This is a genomic window from Blastomonas sp. 34TW (assembly GCF_059803595.1).
Genome location: NZ_JAPFGW010000002.1, coordinates 375,867 through 400,973, shown reverse-complemented (window position 1 = coordinate 400,973; position 25,107 = coordinate 375,867). Strand labels below are relative to the sequence as shown.

Annotated in this window: 24 protein-coding genes; 12 read left to right on the top strand and 12 right to left on the bottom strand. The window is 66.5% G+C overall.

Going from position 1 to position 25,107, the window contains the following annotated elements:
* Positions 1–3: 3 nt before the first annotated feature.
* Positions 4–735 carry a class I SAM-dependent methyltransferase gene (locus OPU69_RS05020; protein WP_060980357.1) on the bottom strand — a complete coding sequence of 244 codons (732 nt, stop codon included), beginning with the start codon at positions 733–735 and terminating at the stop codon, positions 4–6.
* A gap of 55 nt (positions 736–790) precedes the next feature.
* Here OPU69_RS05020 and mutM point away from each other — a divergent pair, with 55 nt between their 5' ends.
* The 5 genes from mutM (at position 791) to OPU69_RS04995 (ending at position 5,630) form a co-directional block, all read left to right on the top strand.
* Entirely contained in the window at positions 791–1,603 is an 813-nt protein-coding gene (mutM, locus tag OPU69_RS05015) for a bifunctional DNA-formamidopyrimidine glycosylase/DNA-(apurinic or apyrimidinic site) lyase (RefSeq protein WP_498509539.1), read from the top strand.
* A gap of 163 nt (positions 1,604–1,766) precedes the next feature.
* On the top strand, positions 1,767–2,030 hold the full coding sequence (gene rpsT / locus OPU69_RS05010) for a 30S ribosomal protein S20 (protein WP_060980353.1): 264 nt from the start codon (positions 1,767–1,769) through the stop codon (positions 2,028–2,030).
* A gap of 868 nt (positions 2,031–2,898) precedes the next feature.
* A complete protein-coding gene (gene dnaA, locus OPU69_RS05005; RefSeq protein ID WP_060980352.1) occupies positions 2,899–4,284 on the top strand; it encodes a chromosomal replication initiator protein DnaA in 1,386 nt (461 codons plus the stop codon).
* Positions 4,285–4,425: 141 nt separating this feature from the next.
* A complete protein-coding gene (locus tag OPU69_RS05000) occupies positions 4,426–5,196 on the top strand; it encodes a HesA/MoeB/ThiF family protein (RefSeq protein ID WP_498509594.1) in 771 nt (256 codons plus the stop codon).
* 26 nt (positions 5,197–5,222) lie between these two features.
* Entirely contained in the window at positions 5,223–5,630 is a 408-nt protein-coding gene (locus OPU69_RS04995; RefSeq protein WP_498509538.1) for an MAPEG family protein, read from the top strand.
* 196 nt (positions 5,631–5,826) lie between these two features.
* On the opposite strand, the gene OPU69_RS04990 is transcribed toward OPU69_RS04995, so the two are convergent.
* On the bottom strand, positions 5,827–6,534 hold the full coding sequence (locus OPU69_RS04990) for an NAD-dependent deacylase (RefSeq protein WP_498509537.1): 708 nt from the start codon (positions 6,532–6,534) through the stop codon (positions 5,827–5,829).
* Between the two features lie 52 nt (positions 6,535–6,586).
* Here OPU69_RS04990 and dapB point away from each other — a divergent pair, with 52 nt between their 5' ends.
* The 6 genes from dapB (at position 6,587) to OPU69_RS04960 (ending at position 10,913) form a co-directional block, all read left to right on the top strand.
* The gene (dapB, locus tag OPU69_RS04985) at positions 6,587–7,318 is read left to right on the top strand and encodes a 4-hydroxy-tetrahydrodipicolinate reductase (RefSeq protein WP_060976912.1); all 732 of its coding nucleotides are present in this window, start codon (positions 6,587–6,589) and stop codon (positions 7,316–7,318) included.
* A gap of 56 nt (positions 7,319–7,374) precedes the next feature.
* Positions 7,375–8,565: a M48 family metalloprotease gene (locus OPU69_RS04980; protein WP_498509536.1), complete on the top strand. Its 1,191-nt coding sequence runs from the start codon at positions 7,375–7,377 to the stop codon at positions 8,563–8,565.
* Positions 8,565–9,269: an aspartate/glutamate racemase family protein gene (locus tag OPU69_RS04975; RefSeq protein ID WP_498509535.1), complete on the top strand. Its 705-nt coding sequence runs from the start codon at positions 8,565–8,567 to the stop codon at positions 9,267–9,269. Before OPU69_RS04980 ends, OPU69_RS04975 begins: the two co-directional genes overlap by 1 nt.
* Positions 9,266–10,006, top strand: coding sequence for an endonuclease III (gene nth / locus OPU69_RS04970; RefSeq protein WP_498509534.1), 741 nt, complete (start codon positions 9,266–9,268; stop codon positions 10,004–10,006). The genes OPU69_RS04975 and nth overlap by 4 nt, the downstream gene beginning before the upstream one ends.
* A 186-nt stretch (positions 10,007–10,192) precedes the next feature.
* Positions 10,193–10,498 (top strand): alkylphosphonate utilization protein, encoded by a 306-nt coding sequence (locus OPU69_RS04965; RefSeq protein ID WP_498509533.1) that lies wholly within the window; start codon positions 10,193–10,195, stop codon positions 10,496–10,498.
* Positions 10,499–10,505: 7 nt separating this feature from the next.
* The gene (locus OPU69_RS04960) at positions 10,506–10,913 is read left to right on the top strand and encodes a DoxX family protein (protein WP_498509532.1); all 408 of its coding nucleotides are present in this window, start codon (positions 10,506–10,508) and stop codon (positions 10,911–10,913) included.
* A 6-nt stretch (positions 10,914–10,919) separates the two neighbouring features.
* Here the strand turns inward: OPU69_RS04960 and OPU69_RS04955 are convergent, their stop codons facing one another.
* Complete coding sequence (locus tag OPU69_RS04955) at positions 10,920–11,381, bottom strand: MarR family winged helix-turn-helix transcriptional regulator (RefSeq protein WP_498509531.1); 462 nt, start codon at positions 11,379–11,381, stop codon at positions 10,920–10,922.
* Positions 11,378–11,803, bottom strand: a complete 426-nt coding sequence (locus OPU69_RS04950) for an organic hydroperoxide resistance protein (RefSeq protein WP_110299566.1) — start codon at positions 11,801–11,803, stop codon at positions 11,378–11,380. The genes OPU69_RS04955 and OPU69_RS04950 overlap by 4 nt, the downstream gene beginning before the upstream one ends.
* 201 nt (positions 11,804–12,004) lie before the next feature.
* On the opposite strand from OPU69_RS04950, the gene OPU69_RS04945 reads away from it, so the two are divergent.
* On the top strand, positions 12,005–12,610 hold the full coding sequence (locus OPU69_RS04945; protein WP_060979081.1) for a lysophospholipid acyltransferase family protein: 606 nt from the start codon (positions 12,005–12,007) through the stop codon (positions 12,608–12,610).
* A 21-nt stretch (positions 12,611–12,631) separates the two neighbouring features.
* Here the strand turns inward: OPU69_RS04945 and nadA are convergent, their stop codons facing one another.
* The 8 genes from nadA to OPU69_RS04905 form a co-directional block, all read right to left on the bottom strand.
* Positions 12,632–13,639 (bottom strand): quinolinate synthase NadA, encoded by a 1,008-nt coding sequence (gene nadA, locus OPU69_RS04940; RefSeq protein ID WP_060979082.1) that lies wholly within the window; start codon positions 13,637–13,639, stop codon positions 12,632–12,634.
* 86 nt (positions 13,640–13,725) lie between these two features.
* On the bottom strand, positions 13,726–14,496 hold the full coding sequence (locus tag OPU69_RS04935; protein WP_498509530.1) for a hypothetical protein: 771 nt from the start codon (positions 14,494–14,496) through the stop codon (positions 13,726–13,728).
* A gap of 49 nt (positions 14,497–14,545) precedes the next feature.
* The gene (locus OPU69_RS04930; RefSeq protein WP_498509529.1) at positions 14,546–15,445 is read right to left on the bottom strand and encodes an MBL fold metallo-hydrolase; all 900 of its coding nucleotides are present in this window, start codon (positions 15,443–15,445) and stop codon (positions 14,546–14,548) included.
* Between the two features lie 88 nt (positions 15,446–15,533).
* Positions 15,534–17,387 (bottom strand): M56 family metallopeptidase, encoded by a 1,854-nt coding sequence (locus OPU69_RS04925; RefSeq protein WP_060979085.1) that lies wholly within the window; start codon positions 17,385–17,387, stop codon positions 15,534–15,536.
* On the bottom strand, positions 17,384–17,755 hold the full coding sequence (locus OPU69_RS04920; protein WP_060979086.1) for a BlaI/MecI/CopY family transcriptional regulator: 372 nt from the start codon (positions 17,753–17,755) through the stop codon (positions 17,384–17,386). Before OPU69_RS04920 ends, OPU69_RS04925 begins: the two co-directional genes overlap by 4 nt.
* Positions 17,756–17,986: 231 nt before the next feature.
* Positions 17,987–19,195, bottom strand: coding sequence for an O-succinylhomoserine sulfhydrylase (gene metZ, locus OPU69_RS04915; RefSeq protein WP_060979978.1), 1,209 nt, complete (start codon positions 19,193–19,195; stop codon positions 17,987–17,989).
* A gap of 82 nt (positions 19,196–19,277) precedes the next feature.
* Positions 19,278–19,820 carry a hypothetical protein gene (locus OPU69_RS04910; RefSeq protein ID WP_060979979.1) on the bottom strand — a complete coding sequence of 181 codons (543 nt, stop codon included), beginning with the start codon at positions 19,818–19,820 and terminating at the stop codon, positions 19,278–19,280.
* Between the two features lie 8 nt (positions 19,821–19,828).
* Positions 19,829–24,934: a beta strand repeat-containing protein gene (locus tag OPU69_RS04905; RefSeq protein ID WP_498509528.1), complete on the bottom strand. Its 5,106-nt coding sequence runs from the start codon at positions 24,932–24,934 to the stop codon at positions 19,829–19,831.
* Positions 24,935–25,107 lie beyond the last annotated feature (173 nt).

The window sequence follows — 25,107 nt, the reverse complement described above, 5'->3', positions numbered from 1 at the left end:
CCATCACGCCTTCCAGCCGCTGTGAATGTTGACCGCGCCGCCCAGGATCTGCTCGACCTTGGTCGCGGTGAACCCGGCGTCCCTGATCATCTGCTCGAACACCGGCGGCTTGGGAAATCGGCGGATCGATTCGGCGAGATAGCGATAGCTGTCGGCATCGCCCGCGATCATCTGGCCCAGGCGCGGCATCAGATGGTGCGAATAGGCATCATAGACTTCGCCGAACACCGGCCATTCGGTCGACGCGAATTCGAGGCAGAAGAAGCGGCCGCCATAGCGCAGCACGCGGTGCGCCTCGGCCAGCGCCTTGTCGATATAGGTGACGTTGCGGATGCCGAAGGCGATCGTATAGGCATCGAAGCTGCGGTCGGGGAATTTGAGCTTCTCGGCATCCTGGCACGACCAGACCAGCCGGTCCTCGCCGCGCTCGACTGCGCGCTCGATGCCGACATCGAGCATGTCCTGGTTGATGTCGGCAACGGTCACGTTCGCGCCCGACTTGACCATGCGAAAGGCGATGTCGCCGGTGCCGCCCGCCATGTCGAGAATGTCCTCGCCAGCACGCGGCTTGACCCGGCGCACGAAGCGATCCTTCCACAACCGATGCATGCCGCCCGACATCGCGTCGTTCATGATGTCATATTTGGCCGCGACGTTGGAAAATATGCCGCCAACCCGGCCCTGCTTTTCCGCCGGGTCGATATCCTGATAGCCAAAGGGCACTGTCTCGCTCATAAGCGCCATGTAAGCATCTTTGTGCCCAGCGCAAAGCCTGATAACGGGCCTTTTTATGCCAGAGCTTCCCGAAGTCGAAACCACCGTGCGCGGGCTTGCTGCCGTGCTGCAGGACGTGCGCCTGACCAGCGTCGTCGCGCGCCGCGCGGACCTGCGCCGCGCCTTTCCGGTCGATCTCGGCCAGCGGATGACGGGCGCGAGGATCATCTCGCTCGGCAGGCGCGCCAAATACGGACTGCTGGACACCGACCGGGGCGATTCGATGGTGTTCCACCTCGGCATGTCCGGGCGCTGGCGGATCGATCCCGAGGATATCGGCGCGCACGACCATCTGGTCATGGAGACCGAATCGGGGCACTGCCTCTCGCTGTTCGATCCGCGCCGCTTCGGCTCGGTCGACCTGGTGACGACCGATGCGCTCGCAGGTTTCGCCCCTTTTGCCGCGATGGGCCCCGAACCGCTGGGTGACGAATTCACCCCCGCCTATCTGCGCGAACGCCTGGCAGGACGCGCCTCGCCGATCAAGGCGATGCTGCTCGACCAGCGAATCGTCGCAGGGCTGGGCAACATCTATGTCTGCGAGGCGCTCAATATGGCGCGAATCTCGCCGCTGCGGGCTGCCGGGCAGATCGGCCCTGCCAAGCTGAAACCGCTGGTCGCCGCGATCAAGGCGGTGCTGGCCGATGCCATTCTGGCAGGTGGATCGACCCTGCGCGATTATGCCCGGCCCGACGGGCAACTCGGCTATTTCGCCAAGCAATGGCGGGTTTACGGGCGCGAGGGTGAGGCCTGCCCCTGTGGCGGCACGGTCGAGCGCTTGGTGCAATCGGGCCGCTCGACCTTCTGGTGCCGTTCCTGCCAGAAATAGCCGCGATCGCCCCACCGGGCGGCATTGAGACGTTGACGTAGGCCATGAGAATCGCTAACGGCAGCGGCTTCAAAGCGCTGGCACCGCCACCGGGCGGCCAATCTGCTTTACCCCAAATCCGCCGATCAGCCGTGATCGCCAATTGAAAGACGTGTGAGAAACTATGGCCAATACGCCGCAAGCCAAGAAGCGCATCCGCCGGAACGAGCGTCGTGCCGTCGTCAACGGCAACCGCATCGGTCGCATCCGCACCTTCGTCAAGAAGGTCGAATCGGCCCTCGACGCCGGCGACAAGGAAGCGGCCAAGGCGGCTCTCGCCAGCGCACAGCCCGAGCTGGCCCGCGGCGTTGCCAAGGGCGTGCTGCACAAGAACACCGCCTCGCGCAAGTTCTCGCGCCTGACCAAGCGGCTCGCCGCTCTGGCCTGATGGCGAATCGGGTGGCGGCGCCAACGCCCTGCCCGCTTCCAGTCTTTCGGACACGATGATCCGCCGCCCGTCAGGGCAGGCGGATTTTTCGTGCGCCCAGTGTTCTTGACAGTGTTTGCAACATCGCGTCGGCTTTGTGACATAACGGTAATGGATCCGTCACACGCCCCATCGGGCAACTGACGCATTTCCTGCGATTCGGCTCGGCAGGGGTAACATGCCTCCGGCCAAGTCATTGAATTTGAATTATAATCAATGTGAATCCAGCAATATCCTCGCGTTAACCGAGTCAAGCGCCATTATTTCATTTTTTTTACCCGGCGGCTCTTGCTCGACTCGTTTTTCCACGGCTACATCAGGGTCGAGAGCCGAGCGATCAGCCAAGCTCTCCATTGCACAAACTGGTGGATACATTGATCGAAAGACCCATGTGTTTTTCGGTGAGCACCTTTTGTGCCCCAGATTTGGGACGGTTTCCCGTGCTGACCAAGGGGTTGGGCGGCACACAGGGAAGATCATTGCGCCAGGGATAGGCCCTGATGCGATGCAAGCGAGGGGGAGGTAGCAGGTTTTGCGTAACTGGGTCGGATTGCCACTGCACTGGATGGACCGGGATCATCCCGGATGTGACTCTGCACGCCTGCCCGGCTATGCCGCCCGGCATGCCGCCTGTGCCAGCTCGCGCTGGCCGGACCCTGGCCGAGGGCGCCTGAACTAGCATTCCGCAACGGCTGGGGTGCAACCGAAGTCAAGGGTTGCCCGCCGTTTTCCGTCCCATCCGGCAGAACCATCAGGTTCCGCCGGACCCCTTGTCAGCGATGACCGGCGGTACCGGTGCTGACCAAGATACAAGAAGTGGCATTCAGGCATGATCGAACTCAGTGATTCGAGCGGCGCGGCAGACTGGGCGGCCGACTGGAACGAGATCAGCGAAGGTCTGCGCAAGGATCTGGGTGCACAGATCCACACCCAGTGGATCCGCCCCATCCGTCCCGGCAGCTTCGAGCCTGCCTCGGGCCAGCTTCACCTGCACCTGCCGTCTGAATTTTCCGCCAACTGGGTGCGCGAGCGCTTTGCCGACCGTCTGGCCCTGGCTTGGAAGATCGTGCGCCCCGAAGTGCGCAGCGTCGCCATTGCCGCCGCGCCGCGTGAAGCCGAGATCGCACGCCCGCGCGTGGCCGCCCCGGTGGCGCCGATCGCGGCCGCGCCGCGCGCTGCCGAAAGCGGCAACCGCATCGCGCTCGATCCCTCGCAGCTCTTCTCGGGCTTCATCACCGGTCAGTCGAACGTGCTCGCGTTCAACGCCGCGCAGCGCATGGCCGCAGCCGAAAAGCCGCTGTTCAGCCCGCTCTACCTCAAGGCCGCGACCGGCCAGGGCAAGACGCACCTGCTCCACGCGATCGGCAATGCCTATGCCGAGATCAATCCGCAGGCGCGCATCTGCTACTGCCCGGCGGAAAAGTTCATGAACGATTTCGTCAGTGCCATTCAGCGCGGCGATTCAATGGCATTCAAGGCGCGTCTGCGCAGCTTCGACATGCTGCTGGTCGACGACATCCAGTTCATCATCGGCAAGAATTCGACCCAGGAGGAATTCCTCCACACGATCGATGCGATCCTGGGCGCAGGCAAGCGCCTCGTCGTCACCTCGGACCGCGCGCCCCAGGCGCTGGACGGGGTGGATCAGCGGTTGCTCTCGCGGCTCGCCATGGGCCTGGTCGCCGACATTCAGCCTGCCGATATCGAACTGCGCCGCGCGATCCTGCGCGCGCGGGTCGAACAGATGCGCATGGGCGAGATTCCCGAAGACGTGACCGAGTTTCTCGCACGCACGATCAGCCGCAATGTCCGCGAGTTGGTCGGCGGGCTCAACAAGCTGATGGCCTATGCCCAGATCACCGGGCAGAAGGTGACGCTGGCGCTGGCCGAGGAGCAACTCTCGGACCTCCTGAGCGCCAACCGCCGACGGATCACCATCGACGAGATCCAGCGCGCCGTCTGCCAGTTCTACAAGGTCGATCGCGCCGAAATGTCGTCCAAGCGCCGCGCACGCGCCGTGGTGCGCCCGCGCCAGGTGGCGATGTATCTCGCCAAGGTGCTGACCCCGCGCTCCTATCCCGAGATCGGCCGCAAGTTCGGCGGACGCGATCATTCGACCGTCATCCACGCCGTCCGCCTGATCGAGGACCTGCGCACGCGCGATGCCGATATGGATGGCGACGTACGCGCGCTGCTGCAGCAGCTGGAAAGCTGACGCGGCACCAGCCCAACAATTTCGCCATTCCCGCGAAGGCGGGAATCCCGCTATAGCGCCGACCCGAGCGGGATTCCCGCTTTCGCGGGAATGACGATGGCCTTTTCGGCATTCGCGCGGTTCAATGAGGACGTTCGCCGCATGCCGCTTTCCCCCACCCAGCTCGAACGCCATGCCCGGCATATCGTGCTGCCCGAGATCGGCGGCGTGGGCGTGGCGAAGCTCGCGTCAGCGCATGTCCTGCTGGTCGGCATGGGTGGAATCGGCTGTCCGGCGCTGCAGTATCTCGGCGCCGCCGGCATCGGGAAGCTGACGCTGATCGATGGCGATGCAGTCGATCTTTCCAACCTGCAGCGCCAAACACTGTTCACGCCCGCAGATGTCGGGCAATCCAAGGCCGAGGTCGCGGCCGCCTGGGTCCGGCGGTTCGACCCCGAATTACAGGTCGCCGCCCTGCCCGAGCGGCTGAGCGCGGACAATGCCACCGCCCTGCTCGCCGGAGCCGATGTCGTGCTCGACGGCACCGACAATTTCGCGACGCGGCTGCTCGTCTCCGATACGCTCACCGCCTTGCACATCCCGCTGGTCAGCGCGGCGATCGGGCGTTTCCAGGGGCAGATCGGCACGTTTCGCGGCTGGTTGCCCGATGCGCCCTGCTATCGCTGCTTTGTCGGTGACGCGTTCGATGCCGAGGATTGCGATACCTGCGCCGAGCAGGGCGTACTCGGCGCGATGGTCGGCCTAGTGGGCGCGTTCGCCGCGATGGAGGTCGTGCGCGCGATCACCGGATTTGGCGACGATCCGCGCGGCAAGCTGCACCTGATCGATGGCCTCAGCCCGCTCTGGCGCACGCTGAAGATTGCCAAGGACCCAGAGTGCAAGGCTTGCGGGGGCGCGAGCCCGGCGGCATAGTCGGCTCCTCATCTGGGAGGATGCCGATGACCCTGCCCGTTACCGCGCTGACCGCCGCGATCTGCGCGATCATGCTGCTCGCCACCGCCATCGCGACCGTGCGCGCACGCTTCCGCACCCAGGCCTCGTTCGGCGATGCGGGCGATGCCGGGCTGATCAGTTCGAGCCGCGCGCATGGCAATCTCGCCGAGCACGCGCCCTTGTTCGTGATCCTGATCGGGCTGCTCGAGATGGCGAATGCCAGCCACTGGCCGCTGACCGGGCTGGCGGTGCTGTTTCTGGCGGCCCGTGCCGCGCATATCATCGGTCTGCACCAGCCCCACGGCCCCGGCAAGCCGCCGCAGCTGCGCGCGCTGGGCGTCATCGGCACCTGGATCGCCTATGCGGTGGCGATCGGCTGGACGCTGTTTCTGGTGGTGACGGTGAACGGCTAGGCCTCTCCCCTCTTCTTGGGGAGGGAAAGCGTGCGCGTTACCCGCCTCTCCCTCGATGGGAGAGGCAGCGAGACTTGGTGGCTTTGCCACCTTGTCGCAGCGGTGAGGCTGGTGGTGCCAGTTGGCGCCCAGGCATGATCCGGCACGATCACCCCCACCCAACCCTCCCCCATCGAGAGGGAGGGCCCTGCGCGCATCATCCCTGACCCAGCATCTCGCCGACCCATTCGGGCACCAGCTTCGTCGCCGGGCCGTGGCGCGATTCGTGGAAGAAATAGCTGCCCTGGCTCGGCTCGAGATTGAGCTCTAGCGTCATCGCGCCCCTCGCCCGCGCCTCGCGCACGAGGCCCGCAGCAGGATAGACCGCGCCCGAGGTACCGATCGAGACAAACAGGTCGCACGCGCCGACGGCTTCGTAGATCCGCTCCATTTCGTACGGCATCTCGCCGAACCAGACGATATCGGGGCGCAGCTGCCCGGCCACGCCGCATTCGGGACAGGCGGGCCGGTCGATCAGCGGTTCGCGCCATTCGGGCCGCGCATCGCAGGCGAGACACCAGGCGGTCAGATGCGTGCCGTGCATGTGCAGCAACCGGCTTGCACCAGCGCGCTCGTGCAAATCGTCGACATTCTGGGTGATGATCAGCAGTTCGCCCGGCCATTCGCGGTCGAGCCGGGCCAGCGCCTCGTGCGCGGCATTGGGCTGCTTGGTCTGGATCGCCTCGCGGCGCATGTCGTAGAAGCGCAGCACCAGATCGGGATCGCGCACGAACGCCTCGGGCGTGGCGACATCCTCCACCCGGTGCTGCTCCCATAGACCGCCCTCGGCGCGGAAGGTGTCGATGCCGCTTTCCGCGCTCACGCCGGCGCCGGTGAGGATGACGATGCTGGGAATCTTTGCCATGAGCCAGGCAATAGGGCATTGGCCGGGCGAATTACAGTCTGAGGAAAGACGGATGACGCGTATCGGGATTATCGGGCTTGCGGGCCGCATGGGCCAGGCGCTGGAAAGCGCGATTGCGGAGGGCGGCGCAAGCGTTTCGGGCGGCATCGATCAGGGCGGCGATCCGCTGGCGCTGGCAAAGGAGAGCGACGTGCTGGTCGATTTCTCGGTCCCCCAGGCACTCGAGGCCAATCTCGACGCGGCGGTCGCGGCGAATGTGCCCATCGTCATCGGGACCACGGGGCTGGAGGAACGCCATCACTGGCTGATCGACAGCGCTGCCGATCACATCGCCGTGCTGCAGACGGGCAATACCTCGCTCGGCGTCACCTTGCTCGCGCATCTGGTCCACGAAGCCGCGATCCGGCTCGGCGAGGACTGGGATATCGAGATTGCCGAAATGCACCACCGCCACAAGGTCGATGCACCCTCTGGGACTGCCTTGCTGCTGGGCGAGGCGGCAGCGCGGGCGCGCGGGCTCGACCTCGCACGCGACAGCGAGCGCGGGCGCGATGGCGTGACCGGCGCACGGGCACGCGGGGCGATCGGCTTTGCGAGCTTGCGCGGCGGATCGGTCGCGGGCGACCATACCGTCTATCTGGCGGGCGATAACGAGCGGATCGAACTCACCCATCGCGCCGAAAGCCGGATGGTGTTCGCGCGCGGTGCAGTCAGGGCGTGCCTGTGGCTGCACGACCAGCCGGCAGGGCGTTACACCATGCCGCAGGTGTTGGGGCTGGCTTGACGACCATCACGCCTCCGCTTAAGCCTGTATTATAACAGCAATACAGCGGGGCAGGCATGGCATTCGATCCGGAAGCGGCAACCAGGGCGTATATCGACGGGCTGGGCGCGGAAGCGCTCGCCAAGGCCGCCGCCTATACGGCATCGAGCGAATGGATGATCCTGGGCGGGCTGGTCGTCACACTGGTCGTCACCCTGATTCTCGTGCGGCTGAAGCTCACCAATCGCATCTGGGCGCGCCTGGAACGGCGCGGCTGGGCGCTGCGTACCCTGTTGACGGTCGCAGGCTTCTCGGTAGCCTCCACCGTGCTCGGCCTGCCCTGGACGATCTATTCGGACTGGTGGCACGAAAAGAGCTATGGCCTGACCAGCCAGCCGCTTGGCGATTTCCTCAGCCAGGGCGCGATCGCGATGACGATCAGCACCGTGATGGGCAGCCTGTTTCTGCTCGGCGTCTATGCGCTGATGCGGCGTACCGGCCAGACCTGGTGGCTCTGGTCCGCCGGCCTTGCCGCGGCGGCGGTATCGGCAGGCCTGCTGCTGGCGCCGAGCCTGATCGAGCCGCTGTTCAACCAGTACAAGCCGATTCCCGAGGGACCGGTGCGCGATGCGGTGCTCGATATGGCACGCCAGGTCGATATCCCGGCGGACAGGATCTTCATCTATGACGGATCGCGCCAATCGAACAATTTCACCGCGAACGTCTCCGGCATCGGCAGCGCCGCGCGGATCGCCATCTCGGATGTCGCGCTGAAACAGGCCTCGCTCGACGAGGTGCGCGCGGTGACCGGGCACGAGATCGGCCATTATGTGCTCGGCCATGTCTGGCGCTCGGTCGGGGTGCTGAGCCTGCTCGTGGTCGTGCTGTTCTTCCTTGCCGATCGCCTGCACCCGCGCCTTGCCCGCGCGCTGGGCAGCCCGACCACCGATATATCCGATCCGCGCGGCCTGCCGGTGCTGATGCTGGTGCTGTCGATCCTGGGCACGCTGGCGCTGCCGGTGACCAATGCGCTGACCCGGATCGGCGAGAGCGAGGCCGACGCCTATTCGCTGCAGATGGTCAACCTGCCCGATGCTCTGGCGGGTGCGCTCGTCAAGACCGCCGAATATCGCTACCCGCGCCCGCATCCCTTGCAGGAAATGCTGTTCTACACGCACCCCTCGGTCGAGCGCCGCGTGCGCAGCGCGATGGAATGGAAGGCAAAGCACCCCGCAGGCAAGCCAGCGACCGCCACGGCCAATCCCTGATGCGCACCATCGGCCTGCTCGGCGGGATGAGCTGGGAGAGCTCGGTGCATTACTACCGGTTGATCAACCAGGCGGTTCGCGAGCGCCTCGGCGGCACGCACAGCGCGGCAAGCGTGATGGTCTCGGTCGATTTCGCCGAGATCGAGGCGCTGCAGCATGCAGGCGACTGGGATGCGCTGACTGAGCGAATGATTGCTGCTGCACGCCAGGCCGAACGCGGCGGGGCGGAGCTGCTGGTCGTCTGCACCAATACCATGCACCTGATGGCCGATGCGGTTCAGGCAGCGATCGGCATCCCGCTGCTGCACATTGCCGATCCGGTCGGCAGCGCCATAGCAGCCAAGGGGCTAGCCAAGGTCGGGCTGCTGGGCACCGGTTTCACCATGGAACAGCCTTTCCTGCGCGATCGGCTGGCGCAGCGGTACGGGCTGGACGTGATCGTCCCAGAAGCGGCGGACCGGCAGGACGTGCACCGAATCATCTATGACGAGCTGGTGCGCGGGATCGTGACCGAAGAGTCGCGCACCACCTATCGCGCGATCATGGCGCGGCTCGCAGAGGCCGGCGCGCAGGCGATCATCCTGGGCTGTACCGAGATCATGCTGCTGGTGCGAGAGGAAGACAGCGCCGTGCCGCTGTTCGACACGACCACGCTGCACGCCCTTGCCGCGGTGGACATGGCTCTGGCACAAGCGGCGCCATGAACAAGGCCGACACTTTCGAATTCTACCGCCGCCTCGCCGAAACCAACCCCGCGCCGGTGACCGAGCTGGAATATGGCAATCATTTCCAGCTTCTCGTCGCGGTGGTCCTCTCCGCCCAGGCGACCGACATCGGCGTCAACAAGGCGACACGGGCGCTGTTCGAGAGCGTCAAGACCCCCGAGCAGATGGTCGCGCTGGGCGAGGAAGGCTTGAAGGCGCATATCAAGACGATCGGCCTGTTCAACAGCAAGGCGAAAAACGTCATCGCTCTGTCCGAGGCGCTGATCGAGCGGCACGGCAGCGAGGTGCCGGAAGATCGCGATGCACTGACCGCGCTGCCCGGCGTCGGGCGCAAGACCGCCAATGTCGTGCTCAACGCGGCGTTCGGGGCGGAAACCTTTGCGGTCGACACGCATATCTTCCGCGTCGGCAACCGCACCGGGCTGGCGCCGGGGCGCACCGTGATCGATGTCGAGCGCGCACTCGACAAGGGCACGCCGGGCCCGTTCCGCGTGCACGGCCATCACTGGCTGATCCTGCACGGTCGTTATATCTGCAAGGCACGAAAGCCCGAATGCTGGCGCTGCCCGGTCGCGGACCTGTGCCGGTTCAAGCCCAAGCCCGACGGCCCCGATGCGCCGACCCCCAAGGCGGCGAAAAAGCACCGCGCCAACAAGCCTGCGCCCGCGCGGAAGAAGCGCGCGAAGGTCGCAACGCCATCCGACGCTACGAGATAAGACCGGTCCCCTGCGAAGGCAGGGGCCCATCATCGAACGGTTCGTCATCCTGGCATCGGCTGCGACAGATGCGCGGGCAGGAGATGGCCCCCTGCCTGCGCAGGGGACCGAAAGGCGTGTTGAACTGGTTCTTATGCGCCTATAGAGGCGGCGAGGATCGCGAAGAGCGAAGAGGGGGAAGGGCCGATGCAGCCGGACGAGGAAGACGCCTATGTCTATGACGAGGCTACGGGCGAATGGGTCCCGGCGGACCAGGTGAGCGCGCCCGCGAGCGATGCGGTCGAGGTCCGCGATGCGGTCGGCAATCTGCTCGCCGATGGCGATCAGGTCACGCTGATCAAGGACCTCAAGGTCAAGGGCGCGGGGCAGACGCTCAAGCGCGGCACGCTGATCAAGGCGATCCGGTTGACCGGCGACGCGCAGCAAATCGACTGCCGGTTCGACGGCATCAAGGGCCTGGTGCTGCGCGCCGAGTTCGTGCGCAAGCGCTGAGGCGGCCATGCAGGCGCAATCGCCCGTCCGCACCGGATTTCGCTGGCTGCTGGCGCTGATCTATTTCGCTGCCGGGGTCATCCACATCCGCTCGCCCGGCGGGTTCCTTGCGATCACCCCGGGCTGGGTGCCGTTTCCCGATGAAATGGTCTTCCTGACCGGCATTGCCGAGATCGCCGGCGCGGTCGGGCTGATGATCCCGCGGCTGCGCTTTGCCGCAGGGATCGGCTTGGCGCTCTATGCCCTGTGCGTGTGGCCTGCCAATATCAACCATGCGATCAATGACATCGCGATCGGCGGCATGCGGCTTCCCTGGACCTATCACGGCCCGCGGCTGATGCTGCAACCGCTGATCATCTGGTGGGCGCTCTGGGCAGGCGGGGTCACCGACTGGCCCTTCCGCAAGCGCCGCTGAGCGCGCTCAACCCTCCGCGCCGGGCGCCGCCAGCATCGCGACCAGTCTGCGCACACTCTCGCGAAGCTCGTCGAGCCCCTCGGGCGAGCGGCCGCCCGCGATCGTCTCGGGCACGTGCAGCGCGTCCGCCCGCAGCGCCCTGCCCTGCTCGGTCAGGCCGATCAGCACGCGCCGCTCGTCCTCGGCATCGCGGGTACGGCTGACCAGGCCAGCCGCCTCCATCCGCTTGAGCAGCGGGGTCAACGTCCCGCTGTCCAGATAGAGCCGCGCGCCGAGCGAACCGACCGTCTGAGGCTCGTCTTCCCACAGCACCAGCATCACCAGATATTGCGGGTAGGTGAGCCCCAGCGGCTTGAGAACCGGCCCGTACAGCCGGTTCAGCAGGTTGGTGGCCGCGTAGAGCGGGAAGCACACCTGCCGATCGAGCAGAAGCGGATCATCGCCCGGCGCTGCCACCTTGCCGGTCATTGCGCGAACACGCTGATCTTGACGTCGACATTGCCGCGGATCGCGTTCGAATAGGGGCAGACGGCGTGCGCTGCCTGAACGATCTCCTCGGCCTTGGCCTGATCGACGCCGGTGATCTCGACCTCGAGCGCGACGGCGAGCTGGAAACCGCCCTGTTCGGTCGGCAGCAGGCTGACTTCGGCAGCGACCTCGATATCGCTGTCCTTGACCTGCTCCGCCTTGCCGCGCGTCACATGGATGACGGCGTTCTCGAAACAGGCGGCATAGCCTGCGGCAAAGAGCTGCTCGGGGTTGGTCGCGCCGCCCTTGCCGCCCAGTTCCTTGGGCATGGCGAGCGCCAGGTCGAGAATGCCGTCCTCGCTCTTGATGGTGCCGCTGCGGCCGCCATAGGCGTTGACGCGGGTGGTATAGAGAGTGCTCATTTTCGGCTCCTTGTTGTCCGTGTATGACGGATATATAGTAAGCGATTATATTGTGCGCAATATGATTGATCGACGCGGCGCCAAATTTATCGGCGCCGATTGTCGTGCGGTTGATCTCGCCGCGCGATTGCGTCACTAGGCGACAGGTGCCTGCCGCTACGGCTATCTCGCTGCAAGCGGCAAGGCGCGACCGGGGGTAGGATGACCAAGGCAAGCCAGGCGTCGCGCTCGCGCGAGCCATCGACCGCGCATCTCGGCTGGATGGCGCGCGCGCTTTATGCGCTGCTGATGTTCATCTATCGCCGCCACCGGTTCACGGCTGTGGGCACGCCACCGCCCGAGCGGCGCTATGTCATCATCGCGGTGCCGCATACCAGCAACTGGGACTTTCCTAACTATATGGGCGTGACCCGCGAGCTGGGCCTGCAGACGCATTTCATGGCCAAGACCTCGCTGTTCCGCTGGCCGTTCGGCAATTTCATGCGGCAGATGGGCGGCGTCCCGGTCGATCGCAGCGCGGCGGGTGACATGGTGCAGCAGATGATCGCCGAATTCGCCGCGCGCGAGGATTTCATCCTCACGATTGCGCCCGAAGGCACGCGCAAGACGGTCGATGCCTGGCGCACCGGCTTTTACCGCATCGCGCATGGCGCGGGCGTGCCGATCGTCTGCGGCTTCATGGATTATGGCAACCGGCGCGCAGGCCTGGGCCCGGTGATCCACCCCACCGGCGATTACGAAAAGGACATGGCCCCCGCCTTCGCCTTCTATTCGGCGATGGCGGGGCGCAATGCGGTGCACAAATAGCGCCGGCGGCGCCGGGGCCGGTCAGCCCTGATGCGCGAGATCGGGGCGACCGAGATCGCCCTGCCCCACCGTGCTGCTCGCCATTTCGAGCATCCGGTCGAGCGATTTCTTCGCCTGGAGGCGCAGTTCCTCGTCCAGCTCGATCCGCGGCTCCAGATCGCGCAGCGCGACATAGAGCTTTTCCATCGTGTTCAGCGCCATGTACGGGCAGATATTGCAGTTGCAGTTGCCGTCCGCGCCCGGCGCGCCGATGAACGTCTTTTCGGGCACCGCCTTTTCCATCTGGTGGATGATGTGCGGCTCGGTCGCGACGATCACCACCTCGCTCGGCGTTTCCTTGGCGAATTTCAGGATCGCGCTGGTCGATCCGACCATATCGGCATGGTCGATAATGTGGGCCGGGCATTCGGGGTGCGCGGCGACCGGCGCGTCGGGATATTGCGCCTTGAGCTTGAGCAGCTCGGTCTCGCTGAACGCCTCGTGCACGATGCACACGCCCGGCCAGAGCAGCATCTCGCGGCCCAGCTTGCGCTGCAAATAGCCGCCCAGATGCTTGTCCGGGCCGAAGATGATCTTCTGGTCCGCAGGAATCTGGCTCAAGATCTTTTCCGCCGAGGACGAGGTGACGATGATGTCGGACAGCGCCTTCACCTCGGTCGAGCAGTTGATGTACGTGAGCGCGATATGATCCGGATGCTGCGCGCGGAAGGCGGCGAACTTGTCCGGTGGGCAGCTGTCCTCGAGCGAGCAGCCCGCGTCCAGGTCCGGCAGCACGACGATCTTGTCGGGCGACAGGATCTTGGCGGTTTCGGCCATGAACTTGACGCCGCAAAAGGCGATCACGTCCGCATCGGTGTCCGCCGCGATCCGCGACAGTTCCAGCGAATCCCCGACGAAATCGGCAATATCCTGCAATTCGGGCTTCTGGTAGTAATGCGCCAGAATGACCGCGTTCTTCTCCTTGCGCAGCCGGTCGATCTCGGCGCGCAGGTCGAGACCGGAGAGATTTTCGCGGGGTTGTGCAGTCATGGCAGGTCCTCAACACGGGGCAACAATGACCCCTTCCGCCCCTGTCTAGACGGGAGGCGGGCCAAGGGCAAATGGTCGATGGCGCGTTACATGGGGGGCGGCGGCGGAAATGCCATACCCGCAATGGCTTCGCCCGGATGCCCTGCGACCGTCCAGGCATAGATCGCATCGCCCAAAGCGGTCTGTGCGATCAGGTTTACGACGGGGATGGGTAGCACGATTGCGAGCATGCCCCAGAGATAGGCCGGGTGCCAGCGCACGCCGTGCCGCAGATCGCGAACGACCCCCGCCAGCGGGAAGATGAGGGCGCACAGCAAGGGGATTTCCCACGCATGGGGCACCAGCAAGGGTGTCGGCAGCAGCCGACCCAGACCGGGGTTGAGCAAGGTCGCCATGGCACACAGCTGCAGCCGCATATGCCAGTCGCGCTGGTGCCGCAGCCGCAGCGCCGCGACGATCAGGCACCCGAACATCAGCAGGTTGACCGGATTGGCGATCAGGAAATGCTGCGGCTGGAAAAAGAACGGCGTGATCCCGCGTTGCACGACATCAATGGTGATCCAGAAGCCGAGCGCCATCATCAGCAGCACCCAGACGGCGGTGATGCGGCCAAGCAGGCGGTGTGCGCCATGCGGTCCCTGCACCGCCAGCCAGGCCTGCGCGGTGAACAGCAGCACCCAGCCCATGAAGACAATGCCATGCACATGCACCAGGGGGCGTGCGGCAAAGGTCGATCGCCCCATTGCGAGGTGCAGGCTGAATCCCGTGACCACGAGCAGCGCCATGATGGTCGCCGACCATGCATAAAAGGGTTCGGCCGCAGCCGCACGTTGTCGCAGAACGCCGGTAACCGCCATGTTTCGACTCCCCCCGGACCCGGCGGGAGCATAACGCGGAACCAGCGATTTACGAAACGCTGTTTGCGGCCTTGGGCGCGCCTGCGACCAGCCGCCACAATTCGCCATCGCGCATCACAGCGCCGCGATGTTCGAGATCGATCAGATGCGCCAGCACCGAACGGCCCGCCGCGCCGTAAAGCCGCGCATCAAGGCCCTTGTACATCTCGGGCACCATGGCGGGGATGGTCTGCGCGCCAGCTTCGAGCTGACGCAGCACCTGGCGTTCGCGCTGCTTGCGATGGCCCATCATGCCACGCACCAGCTGCGCCGGGTTCTCGACCGCAGGCCCGTGCGCGGGATAATAGATCCGGTCGGAGCGCTCCTGCAGCTTGGCGAGGCTCGCCATATAGGCGGCCATGTCGCCATCGGGCGGCGAGATGACGCTGGTCGACCAGCCCATGACATGATCGCCGGTGAACAGCGCGTCGCTTTCGACCAGCGCGAGGCACAGATGGTTGCTGGTATGGCCAGGCGTCGCCACCGCCTCGATCGTCCAGCCGGTGCCCGAGACGCGCTCGCCATCGGTCAGCACCCGGTCGGGCGCGTATGTGGTATCGAACGCCTCGTCGGCGCGCGGGCCATCGTCGGACAGGATCAGCGGCGCACAACCGATGATCGGTGCTCCGGTGCGGGCCTTGAGCGGCGCGGCGGCGGGGCTGTGGTCGCGGTGCGTGTGCGTGCACATGATGGCAGCGATGCGGGCATCGCCCACGGTCGCGAGGATCGCATCGATATGCGCCTCATCCGCCGGACCCGGATCGATGACCGCGACATCTGCGCCGTCGCCCACGACATAGGTCTGGGTGCCGGTATAGGTGAAGGGCGAGGGGTTGCCCGCGAGCACGCGGCGGACAAGCGGTTCGAGCGGCTCGGCAAGGCCGGTCGGCAGGTCAGCAGGCAGTTCCATGCGGCCTAGGTGGCACCGATGGCGCAGAAACGAAAGGGGCTGCGCAACTTTTGCCGCGCAGCCCCTTTTGCCGATCGGTTCTCGGCGGTTACCAGGTCCGCGCCGGCGGAGCGGGCGGCTCGGGCGCTTCGGGCGGCTCGGGAATGCGGCTTATCTCGCGCCGGACCTCGCCCATGTCGCGGCGGACATCGCGGCGAACCTGACGGCGCGCCTCGGCCAGGCCAGCCCGCATTTCGCGCAGACCTTCATCGAGGCCGCGCAGCGCTTCGGCGCGATCCTCGGCGCTCAGATTCGGGTTGCGGCGGATTTCGGCGCGCGCACGCTCCATCGACTTGCGGCCCTCGGCCATGCCGCGCTCGATCTGCGCGGCGATCTCGGCCTCGTCGGGCGTGACCTGGCCGCAGGTCACGACCTTGGTGCGGGTCACCTGGCCATTGCGCGTTTCGGTCTGCGTCATGAACGCCGCCGACCTGGACTTGCCTTCGCAATCGGTGGTCTGAATGCGCAGCGTATGATTGTCGCCCAGCTCGATCACATTGTCACCCGGCGATCCCCGGCGCACCATGACCCGCGAGGCTTGCGCATAGGCGCTGGCCCGTGCGCCTTCACGCTTGGCTTCCGCTGCAGCCCAGGCCGCCTGGCCCGCGGCACGATCTGCTTCGGCACGGGCACGATCGGCTTCGGCAACCGCAAGATCGGCGTCGGCAAGCGCACGGTCGGCATCGGCGCGCGAACGCTCAGCGTCAGCAGCCATGCGGTCCAGCTCCTTCTGGCGCGCGGGACGGTTGAGGCGCAGCACCACCTTCTTCCCGTCGTCGCGGCGCAGCGTGTAGACATAGACGCCGTCATCGACCTTGACCGACGGTGCCGCAGGCGCTGCCGGTGCGTCAGGAGCATCAGGCGCAAGCGGCGCTTCGGGTGCTTCGGGCTCGACCGGCTGCACCGCATAGCTAACCGTTGCGGTCATCGCCATCGCGGTGACAAGACCGCCGCCGATCAGCGAGCCGCCCAGCCATTTGCGGCCTTTCGAGGTTTCCGACTGCTTCATGATCTTCAGCCTTTCGACAATCTTGTCCTTGGGGTTCAAGGGGCTGGCAAAAGCCAGCGTCTGGCCGGTCGCCGCCTTGGCGATGGCGCGGGCATAAGCCTGGCGCTCGGCACTGGTGCGGCGGCGCAGCACGCGCGCATCGCACGCGGCTTCCTGGTCGAAGCGGAAGGCGCGCCAGGCCATCCACGCTACGGGATTGAACCAGTGCAACGACAGCATCGCCAGCGCGGCAAAGTTCGCCCACAGGTCGCCCGCGCGGTGGTGGCTGCGTTCATGTGCCAGTGCCAGCTCGCGCTCGACCGGGTTGTAATCGCGGGTAAAGCCGATCGGCAGCGCGATATAACGCTGCCACAGGCCGAAGGCGAAGGGGCCGGAAATGCCCGCAATCTCGATCACGCGGATATCATCAATGCGCGCGACCTCGACCGCATCCTCGAGCAACTCACGCCGGTTCTGCAAATAAGCGGAAAGCTGCGCGATCAGGAAAATCGCCGCGCCGCACAGCCACACCGTCACGCCGATTGCGAACCAGTCGGCATTGGCGAGCAGGGTCTGCACCAGGCTCGGCTCGGGCATCGCGTCCGCGGGGGCCGCCATGGCCGCAGGGATGATGGTTCCGGCACTCTCGACTGCCTCGGTCGCGACCGGCGCGGCTGGCGCGCTCACCTTCACCTCGATGGTCCTGGTCAGCGGCGGCATGAACAGCCGCGCCAGCGGGATCGCCCAGAGTGCATAGGCGAGTTCCGCGCCGAAATGCTTCGCCACCGGACGACGCAGCACCAGCACCAAAGCCATCAGCGCGGCGGTGACGATCAATGTGTCGACCAGCCACTCGCCGGCCACCCCATGCGCAAAATCGCTAAGCGATTGAAATGCGAGCCACTCCCCGATCATGACTTCAACTCCCCGATCAGCCGTTCGATTTCGGCTAGGTCCTCCGCCGTGAATTTCTGCTGTTCTGCCAGATGCGCGATAAGCGGCGCGGCGCGTCCGCCGAACAGCCGATCGACCAACCGCCGCGATTCATCGCCGACATAGTCTTCGCGCGCGAGAATGGGGCTGTAGAGATAGCGGCGGCCGTCCTGATCATAGGACACCGCGCCCTTGTTGGTGAGCCGCGAGAGCAGCGTCTTGACCGTCTGCAACGACCATTCGCGCGCATCGGCCAGCGCGTCCGCCACCTCGGTCGCGGTGAGCGGCGCGCGCTGCCACAGCACCTCCATCACCGCATGTTCCGCATCACTGATCCGTTCGGGAGCCATCGAGTCGCCTTCACCTGTTGCAGGAGATACGACTACGGGTGTAATCGATTCGACTACGGCTGTAAACGGTGAATTTGGTCGGATGGGATCAAGGGTGTTTTTGCAGACGCCCACCCACCCCTAACCCCTCCCTTTCAGGGAGGGGAACGCACATGATTTAACCGTTTGCGCAGCCTGCTCCCCTCCCTGGAAGGGAGGGGATGGGGGTGGGTGCTGCGCGGCCAGTGGGGCTTACAGCCCCGCCTTGCCCAGCGCGCGGTCCAGGTCCTCGATCACGTCGTCGACATCCTCCAGCCCGACGTTGAGCCGCAGCATGTCCTCGGTAATGCCGACCGCGAGTCGCGCCTCCTCGCCCAGGCCGTGGTGCGTGGTCGAGCTGGGATGGGTCATCAGCGAGCGGGAATCGCCGATATTGTTCGAGATATCGACCAGCTCGAGCGCGTTGAGCAGCGCGTGCGCGCGGGCCCTGCCACCGCCGACATAGAGCGAGAAGATCGGCCCTGCGGCCTCCATCTGCGCCATGGCGAGATTGTGCTGCGGATGGCTTGCCAGGCCCGGATAGTTGACCCGTTCCACCCGGCCCTCAAGGAAGCGCGCGACCTTCAGCGCATTGTCGCTCTGGCGGCGGATGCGCAGGTCGAGCGTCTCGAGCCCCTTGAGCACCACCCAGGCATTGAACGCGCTCAGCGTCGGCCCGGTATTGCGGGTAAAGGGCAGCAGCGTGTTGGTGATGAAATCCTCGGTGCCGCAAACCGCGCCGGCGAGCACGCGACCCTGCCCGTCCATCATCTTGGTCGCGCTATAGGCGACGACATCGGCGCCATATTCCATCGGCCGCTGCAGCACGTTGGTGGCAAAGGCATTGTCGACGACGCTCACGATGCCGTGGGCGCGGGCGATCTCGCACACGGCCTTGATGTCGATCACGTCCATCGTCGGGTTGGCAGGCGTTTCGAAGAAGAACACCTTGGTGTTCGGGCGGATCGCCGCCTCCCATTGGTCGAGCTCGCGCCCGTCGATGATCGTGGTCTCGATGCCGAACTTCGGCAGCAGCGAGTCGGTGAGCCAGCGGCACGATCCGAAGAGCGCGCGGCTGGCAACGACATGGTCGCCCATCTGGAGCTGGCAAAGCAGGGCGGCGGTCATCGCGGCCATGCCGCTCGCCATGCAGCGCGTGGCCTCCGCGCCCTCCATGAGCGAGATGCGCTTTTCCAGCATCTCGACCGTGGGATTCTGCAACCGGCTATAGGTCATGCCGTCCTGCTCGCCGTTGAAGCGCGCGGCGGCATCCTCGGCGCAATCATAGGCAAAGCCCGAAGTCAGGAACAGCGCCTCGGAGGTTTCGCCGAACTCGCTGCGCGCGGTGCCACCGCGGATCGCGCGGGTGGCGGGGCGCCAGCGGCTAGTGATGGCGGGGTCTTGTCCGGATCTGCGCTTCATGGGGATAGCCTGTGAACGATGAAAAACCGCGCGCTATATGCGCGCGGATGCGGGCGGGGGGAAGCGGGAATTGCGCCCCAGGTCAGCGGGTTGATGTCCGCCCCCGCTCCGGCGCTTCCTCGGATGCGATCGCCTGCGGGCTGATCGAAACGCCATGCAGCCGCCAGCGCCCCTCAACCCACTGGAAATAGAAATCGAAGAAGATCGCGGTGGGCCGCAGGCCGAAATAGCCGCGCACGCGGATCACGCCCGGCTCCACCACCGAGGGCGGCTCAGTGTAGGTGGGGGCGAGGAGCAGCGCGTTGGATAGATCGACCCGGCTTTCGCGGATGCTGGCGAAAATCTCGCCCAGCCGCGCGGCATTGTTCATTACCTGAAAGCCCGGCGAGGAAATATCGCGCAGCACCGAATAATTGCCCGAAAGATTGGCATGGTGGACCGCCGTCATGGTCGACCAGAGCAGCTTGGCGAGTTCGAGCTCGCTCGGCACCGGTTCGACCGAGATCGGTGGCTGCGCGGCCTGGGGCGCACCCTGAGCCGATGCCGCACCGGGCAGAACCAGCGCCGCAGCGGCAAGCAAAAAGGCCGGGACAAGACGCCCCGGCCAGAAGTTCGAACCTGTCATACCCGTCCTTACCAGGCGATCTGGAAGCCGCCGCGCGCGCCCACCGAACCGCTGTTGAAGCCGGTACCGATACCGGCGGAAACCGAAGCATTCTCCCCGACCCGGGCGGTGATTGCCATGGTCAGCGAGGCCTGGTCCTCATAATAGCCGACACCGCCCGACAGCGCAAAGTTGGTGCCTGCAGGCAGTGCGGGCGATTCCATGGCGAGCGCCATCGCCACGCCCTCGTTGGCCCGGTTGATCGCCCGCCGGTTGATCTCGGTCAGGTCGAACAGCGTGTTCACCTGGCCGGTGAGCGCGGTGACCTGCGCATTGGTGGCGAAATTGCTCACCGCAGGCCCTGCGCCCAGCGTGCCGCTGGCATCGGTGGTAACGATCGAGGTGGTGCCCGATTGCGCCGCGGTGCTGGCAGCAAGATCGCCGATCGTCACCGAGCTTCCCGTGCCTCCCAGCTTGATCTGGTTGGCGCGGTTGGCCGTGGCACCGTTACCGATAGCGACCGAATTGGTGAACGCGGCCGAGCTCTGGTTGCCGATGGCAATGGCACCGGCGCCAGAGGCGATCGCCGCCTCACCCACCGCGACCGAGCGCACGCCCGAGGCCACGGCAAGATGGCCGAGCGCGGTCGCGCGTTCCGCCGTCGCTTCCGACCGCCAGCCATAGGCGGTGGCCGCCGTGGCCGTGGCCAGCGCCTGGCCGCCGACCGCCGTGGTCGAGGCTCCGGTGGCCTGGGTCGCGCGGCCCGAGGCACCGTCGCGGTTGCCGCCGATCGCGATCGCATCGCCGCCGCTGGCAATAGCCGTGTTGCCGATGGCGACAGCGTTGGTACCGCTGGCGACCGACTGGTTGCCAACCGCGACGCTGAGATCACCCGAAGACGCTGCAGCCTCACCCACGGCGGTCGAGCGCACGCCGCTGGCATTGGCGAGATGGCCGAGCGCGGTGGCGCGTTCCGCCAGTGCCTCGGCGCGCCAGCCAAAGGCGGTGGCGGCGGTGGCAGTGGCAAGCGCACGACCACCCACGGCCGTGCTCGATTGCGCGGTGGCCGCAGCGCTGAGGCCCATGGCGACCGCTTCGACCCCGGTCGACCGGGCATCGTTGCCGATGGCGATGGCGCCGGTACCCGATGCCACGGCCCCCAGCCCATCGGCATCGTCACCATCCTCGCCGATGGCGATCGAGCGTGCGCCGGTCGCGCGCGAGTTGGAGCCATAGGCCGCCGATCCCGCGCCGAGCGCCTGTGCATCCGCGCCGACGGCGGTCGAGCCCGAGGCGATCGCGCCCGCACCGATCGCAGTGGCACCGGGGCTCAACGCCTGAGCGTCGGTGCCGACGGCCGTCGCATCGACCGCGCTGGCCACCGCGCTGTTGCCCACGGCCACCGCATCTTCCGCGCTGGCCCGCGCGCCGACGCCTACTTGCGTGCTGTCGACACCCGTGCCGATGCCCGCACCCGGAGGTGCGGAGGCGACCGCGATCAGATTACCCGCCGAATCGATCGTCAGGAAGAACTGCTGGCCGGCAGGAACGATGCCCGCCAGGCCCGCGAACCGATAGCTGTGGTTGGCCGCGCCGAGCACGAACTGGTTGTTCGCGGTGGCGACCGATCCGTTGCCGATGGCGACCGAGTTGATAAAGGCTCCGGTCGAAGCCAGATTGCCGATCGCGATCGAGAAATCGCCGCTTGCCGTCGCGCTCTTGCCCAAGGCGAGTGAGCGGACGCCGCCCGCCACCGCCTGATGCCCGACCGCCAGCGACAGTTCGCCCGTCGCCCGCGCCTGCCAGCCGAAGGTCTGCGATCCCCGGCCCGAAGCTACCGCTTCGCCGCCCACCGCCGTGGCGTGGAAGCCCGAGGCATTGGCCTGGTCGCCGATTGCAACCGAGTCTTCATCGCCTGCGCTGGCCAGATTGCCGATCGCGACCGACGTGCCGAGCGAGGCGGTGTTGGCGCTGTCGGTCGTGGCCTGGTTGCCGATCGCGACCGAATTGGCGGCAGACGCAACCGCGCTCTTGCCGACGGCAGTCGAGCGGACGCCCGTCGCTTGCGCCTGGTGCCCCGCTGCCAGCGACAGTTCGCCCGAGGCGCGCGCCTGCCAGCCGAAACTCTGCGCCCCACGGCCTGATGCAACCGATTCGCCACCCACCGCCGTGGCGTGGAAGCCGCTGGCATTGGCGAGATCGCCGATCGCGACCGAATCCTCGTCAGTAGCGCTGGCCTGATTGCCGACCGCGACCGAGGTCAGCGCGGTCGCGTTGGCGGCTTCACCAACCGCCAGCGAGCGCACGCCCGTGGCATTGGCAAGGTGGCCCAGCGCATGCGCGCGCTCGGCATCGGCATTGGAGCGCCAGCCAAAGGCGGTTGCTCCAGGACCGAAGGCATCCGCCTCACCGCCGATCGCCACGGTCGAATTGCCGATCGCGCGCGCGCCGGTCCCGGCATCGTCGCCGCCGATGGCAAGCGCGTCGATCCCTTCAGCCCGGGCATTGTCACCCGCCGCAATGGCAGAGGCGCCCGTTGCCGTCGCTCCCGCCTGGGTGCTGTTGACTGCGAAATAGTTGAGCCGTGCCGCATTGGCCGTGGTGGTCGCGGCGACCGCGTTGAGCTGGCCGACATTGACCGCATCGGTCAGCGCCGTGCCGGCTGCAACATTGGTGATGGCCCGCTCGGCGCCCGCCGCCCCTACCGAGACGGTATTTGCGCGATCGGCCACCGATCCCGAGCCCAGCGCAACCGCATTGGTCGCCGTGGCACTCGCGCCATTGCCCAAGGCAACGCTGTTATCGGCGGCGGCATTGGCGCGGCTGCCGAGCGCGCTGGCATTGGCCCCGCCCGCCTGCGCGCTCTTGCCGACCGAGGTCGCCTCGAGCCCGGCGGCATTGGCCTGATGACCGACCGCCACAGCGGTACGGCCCGAGGCATTGGCCTGCCAGCCGAAGGCCTGGCTGCCCACGCCCGAGGCGACCGATTCGCCGCCGATTGCGGTCGCGTGGAAGCCCGAGGCGTTGGCGAGGTCGCCCAGCGCCACCGCATCTTCCGCCGTCGCGCGCGCGCCATTGCCGATGGCCACCGCGGTGCCCGTCGAGGCGGCACCCGAGGGCGTTGTGCCGTCCGCCGTCACCGCGCCGTTGCCGATCGCGACCGAATTGAGACCTGCCGCATTGGCGCGGCTACCGACCGACGTCGCGTTCGCCCCGCCAGCCTGCGCGCTCTTGCCGACCGAGGTGGCCTCGAAACCGGCGGCATTCGCCTGGTGCCCGACCGCAACGGCCGTGCGACCCGAGGCATTGGCCTGCCAGCCGAAGGCCTGGCTGCCGACGCCCGAGGCCACCGATTCCCCACCAATTGCGGTCGCATGGAAACCGCTCGCATTGGCCAGATCACCCAGCGCCACGGCGTCCTCGGCAGTGGCCTGTGCGGCATTGCCGATGGCGACCGCTGTGCCGGTCGAGGCAGCGCCCGAGGGCGTGGTGCCGTCTGCCGTTACCGCGCCGTTGCCGATCGCGACCGAGTTGATGCCGGCAGATACGGCCGCGTTGCCCGCCGCAAGCGAGTTCACGCCCGAGGCGTTGGCGCGGCTGCCCAGCGCCGAAGCGTTGGCGCCGCCGGCTTGAGCGCTCTTGCCCACCGAGGTCGCCTCGAAGCCTGCAGCATTGGCCTGATGACCCACTGCAACGGCGGTGCGCCCCGAGGCATTGGCCTGCCAGCCGAACGCCTGGCTGCCCACGCCCGAGGCCACCGATTCCCCACCGATCGCGGTCGCGTGGAAACCGCTCGCATTGGCCAGATCGCCCAGCGCAACGGCATCCTCAGCCGTGGCCTGCGCCAGATTGCCGACAGCCACCGCGGTGCCGGTCGAGGCCGCGCCCGAGGGTGTCGTGCCGTCTGCCGTCACCGCGCCGTTGCCGATCGCGACCGAATTGATGCCTGCCGCATTGGCCCGGCTGCCGAGCGCAGCAGAATTGGTGCCGCCCGCCTGGGCGCTCTTGCCCACCGAGGTCGCCTCGAAGCCTGCAGCATTGGCCTGATGACCCACTGCAACGGCGGTGCGCCCCGAGGCATTGGCCTGCCAGCCGAACGCCTGGCTGCCCACGCCAGAGGCCACCGATTCCCCGCCAATCGCGGTCGCGTGAAAACCGCTCGCATTGGCAAGATCGCCCAGCGCGACGGCATCCTCAGCCGTGGCCCGTGCGCCATTGCCGATCGCCACCGCCGTGCCGGTCGAAGCCGCGCCCGAGGGCGTCGTGCCGTCCGCCGTCACCGCGCCGTTGCCGATCGCGACCGAACTGATCCCCGCAGCATTGGCGCGGCTGCCCACCGCCGTCGCGTTGGCGCCGCCTGCCAGGGTGCTCTTGCCGACCGATGTCGCCTCGAATCCGGCAGCATTCGCCTGATGACCCACGGCAACTGCCGTACGCCCCGAGGCGTTGGCCTGCCAGCCGAAGGCCTGGCTGCCTACGCCCGAAGCCACCGATTCACCGCCGATCGCCGTTGCATGAAAGCCGGAGGCATTGGCAAGGTCACCCAGCGCGACCGCATCCTCCTGGGTTGCCCGCGCGGCATTGCCGATAGCGACTGCCGTCCCCAGCGACGCTGCACCGGAGGGCGTCGTTCCGGCGGTTGTGGTCGTCGATCCGGCACCGATTGCGATGCTGCTCTGCGACGAGGATGTGGCAGCCGTCCCGATGGCAATGGCGAAGCTGGCCGAGGCCGTCGCCGAATCGCCGAAGGCATGGGATTGCTGGCCCGAGGCATTGGCGAACGTCCCTACCGCTGTGGAAAAATTGCCCGAAGCAGATGCAGCCGGGCCGATCGCGGAAGACTGGACACCGGTCGATACCGAGCGCGCGCCAACGGCCACGCTGAACGTGCCACTCGCGCTGCTCTGGTTGCCGACCGCCGTCGCGCCCGCGCCGCTCGCAGTTGCATTCACGCCGCATTCGGTGCTTTCGGGCACATCGTCTGCGTTCCCCGCGATCCCGTCAGGTCCGGCATTGGCGTTGCAAGGCGCGGTGGCATCGGCATAAGCTGGGCTCGCGATCGCGATGGCTGCAGCACTTGAGGCCAGAAAAAGCGTGGCACGCAACGCTTTTGCGTTGTTGGGGAAAGATTTCATGGGACCGCTCCTTGCTCGATGACAAGGCGGGTTTGCCCCCGGCTATAACTTTACTCATGCGACCCTGTTCGCCGAGTGGTCGTTAACCAGCCGTCGCGAAATCTATCAGAGCGCGCCCGATGCGCAACCCCAAGAAATCGCCACAAATTTGTCACCATGGCGTTCAACGGTTT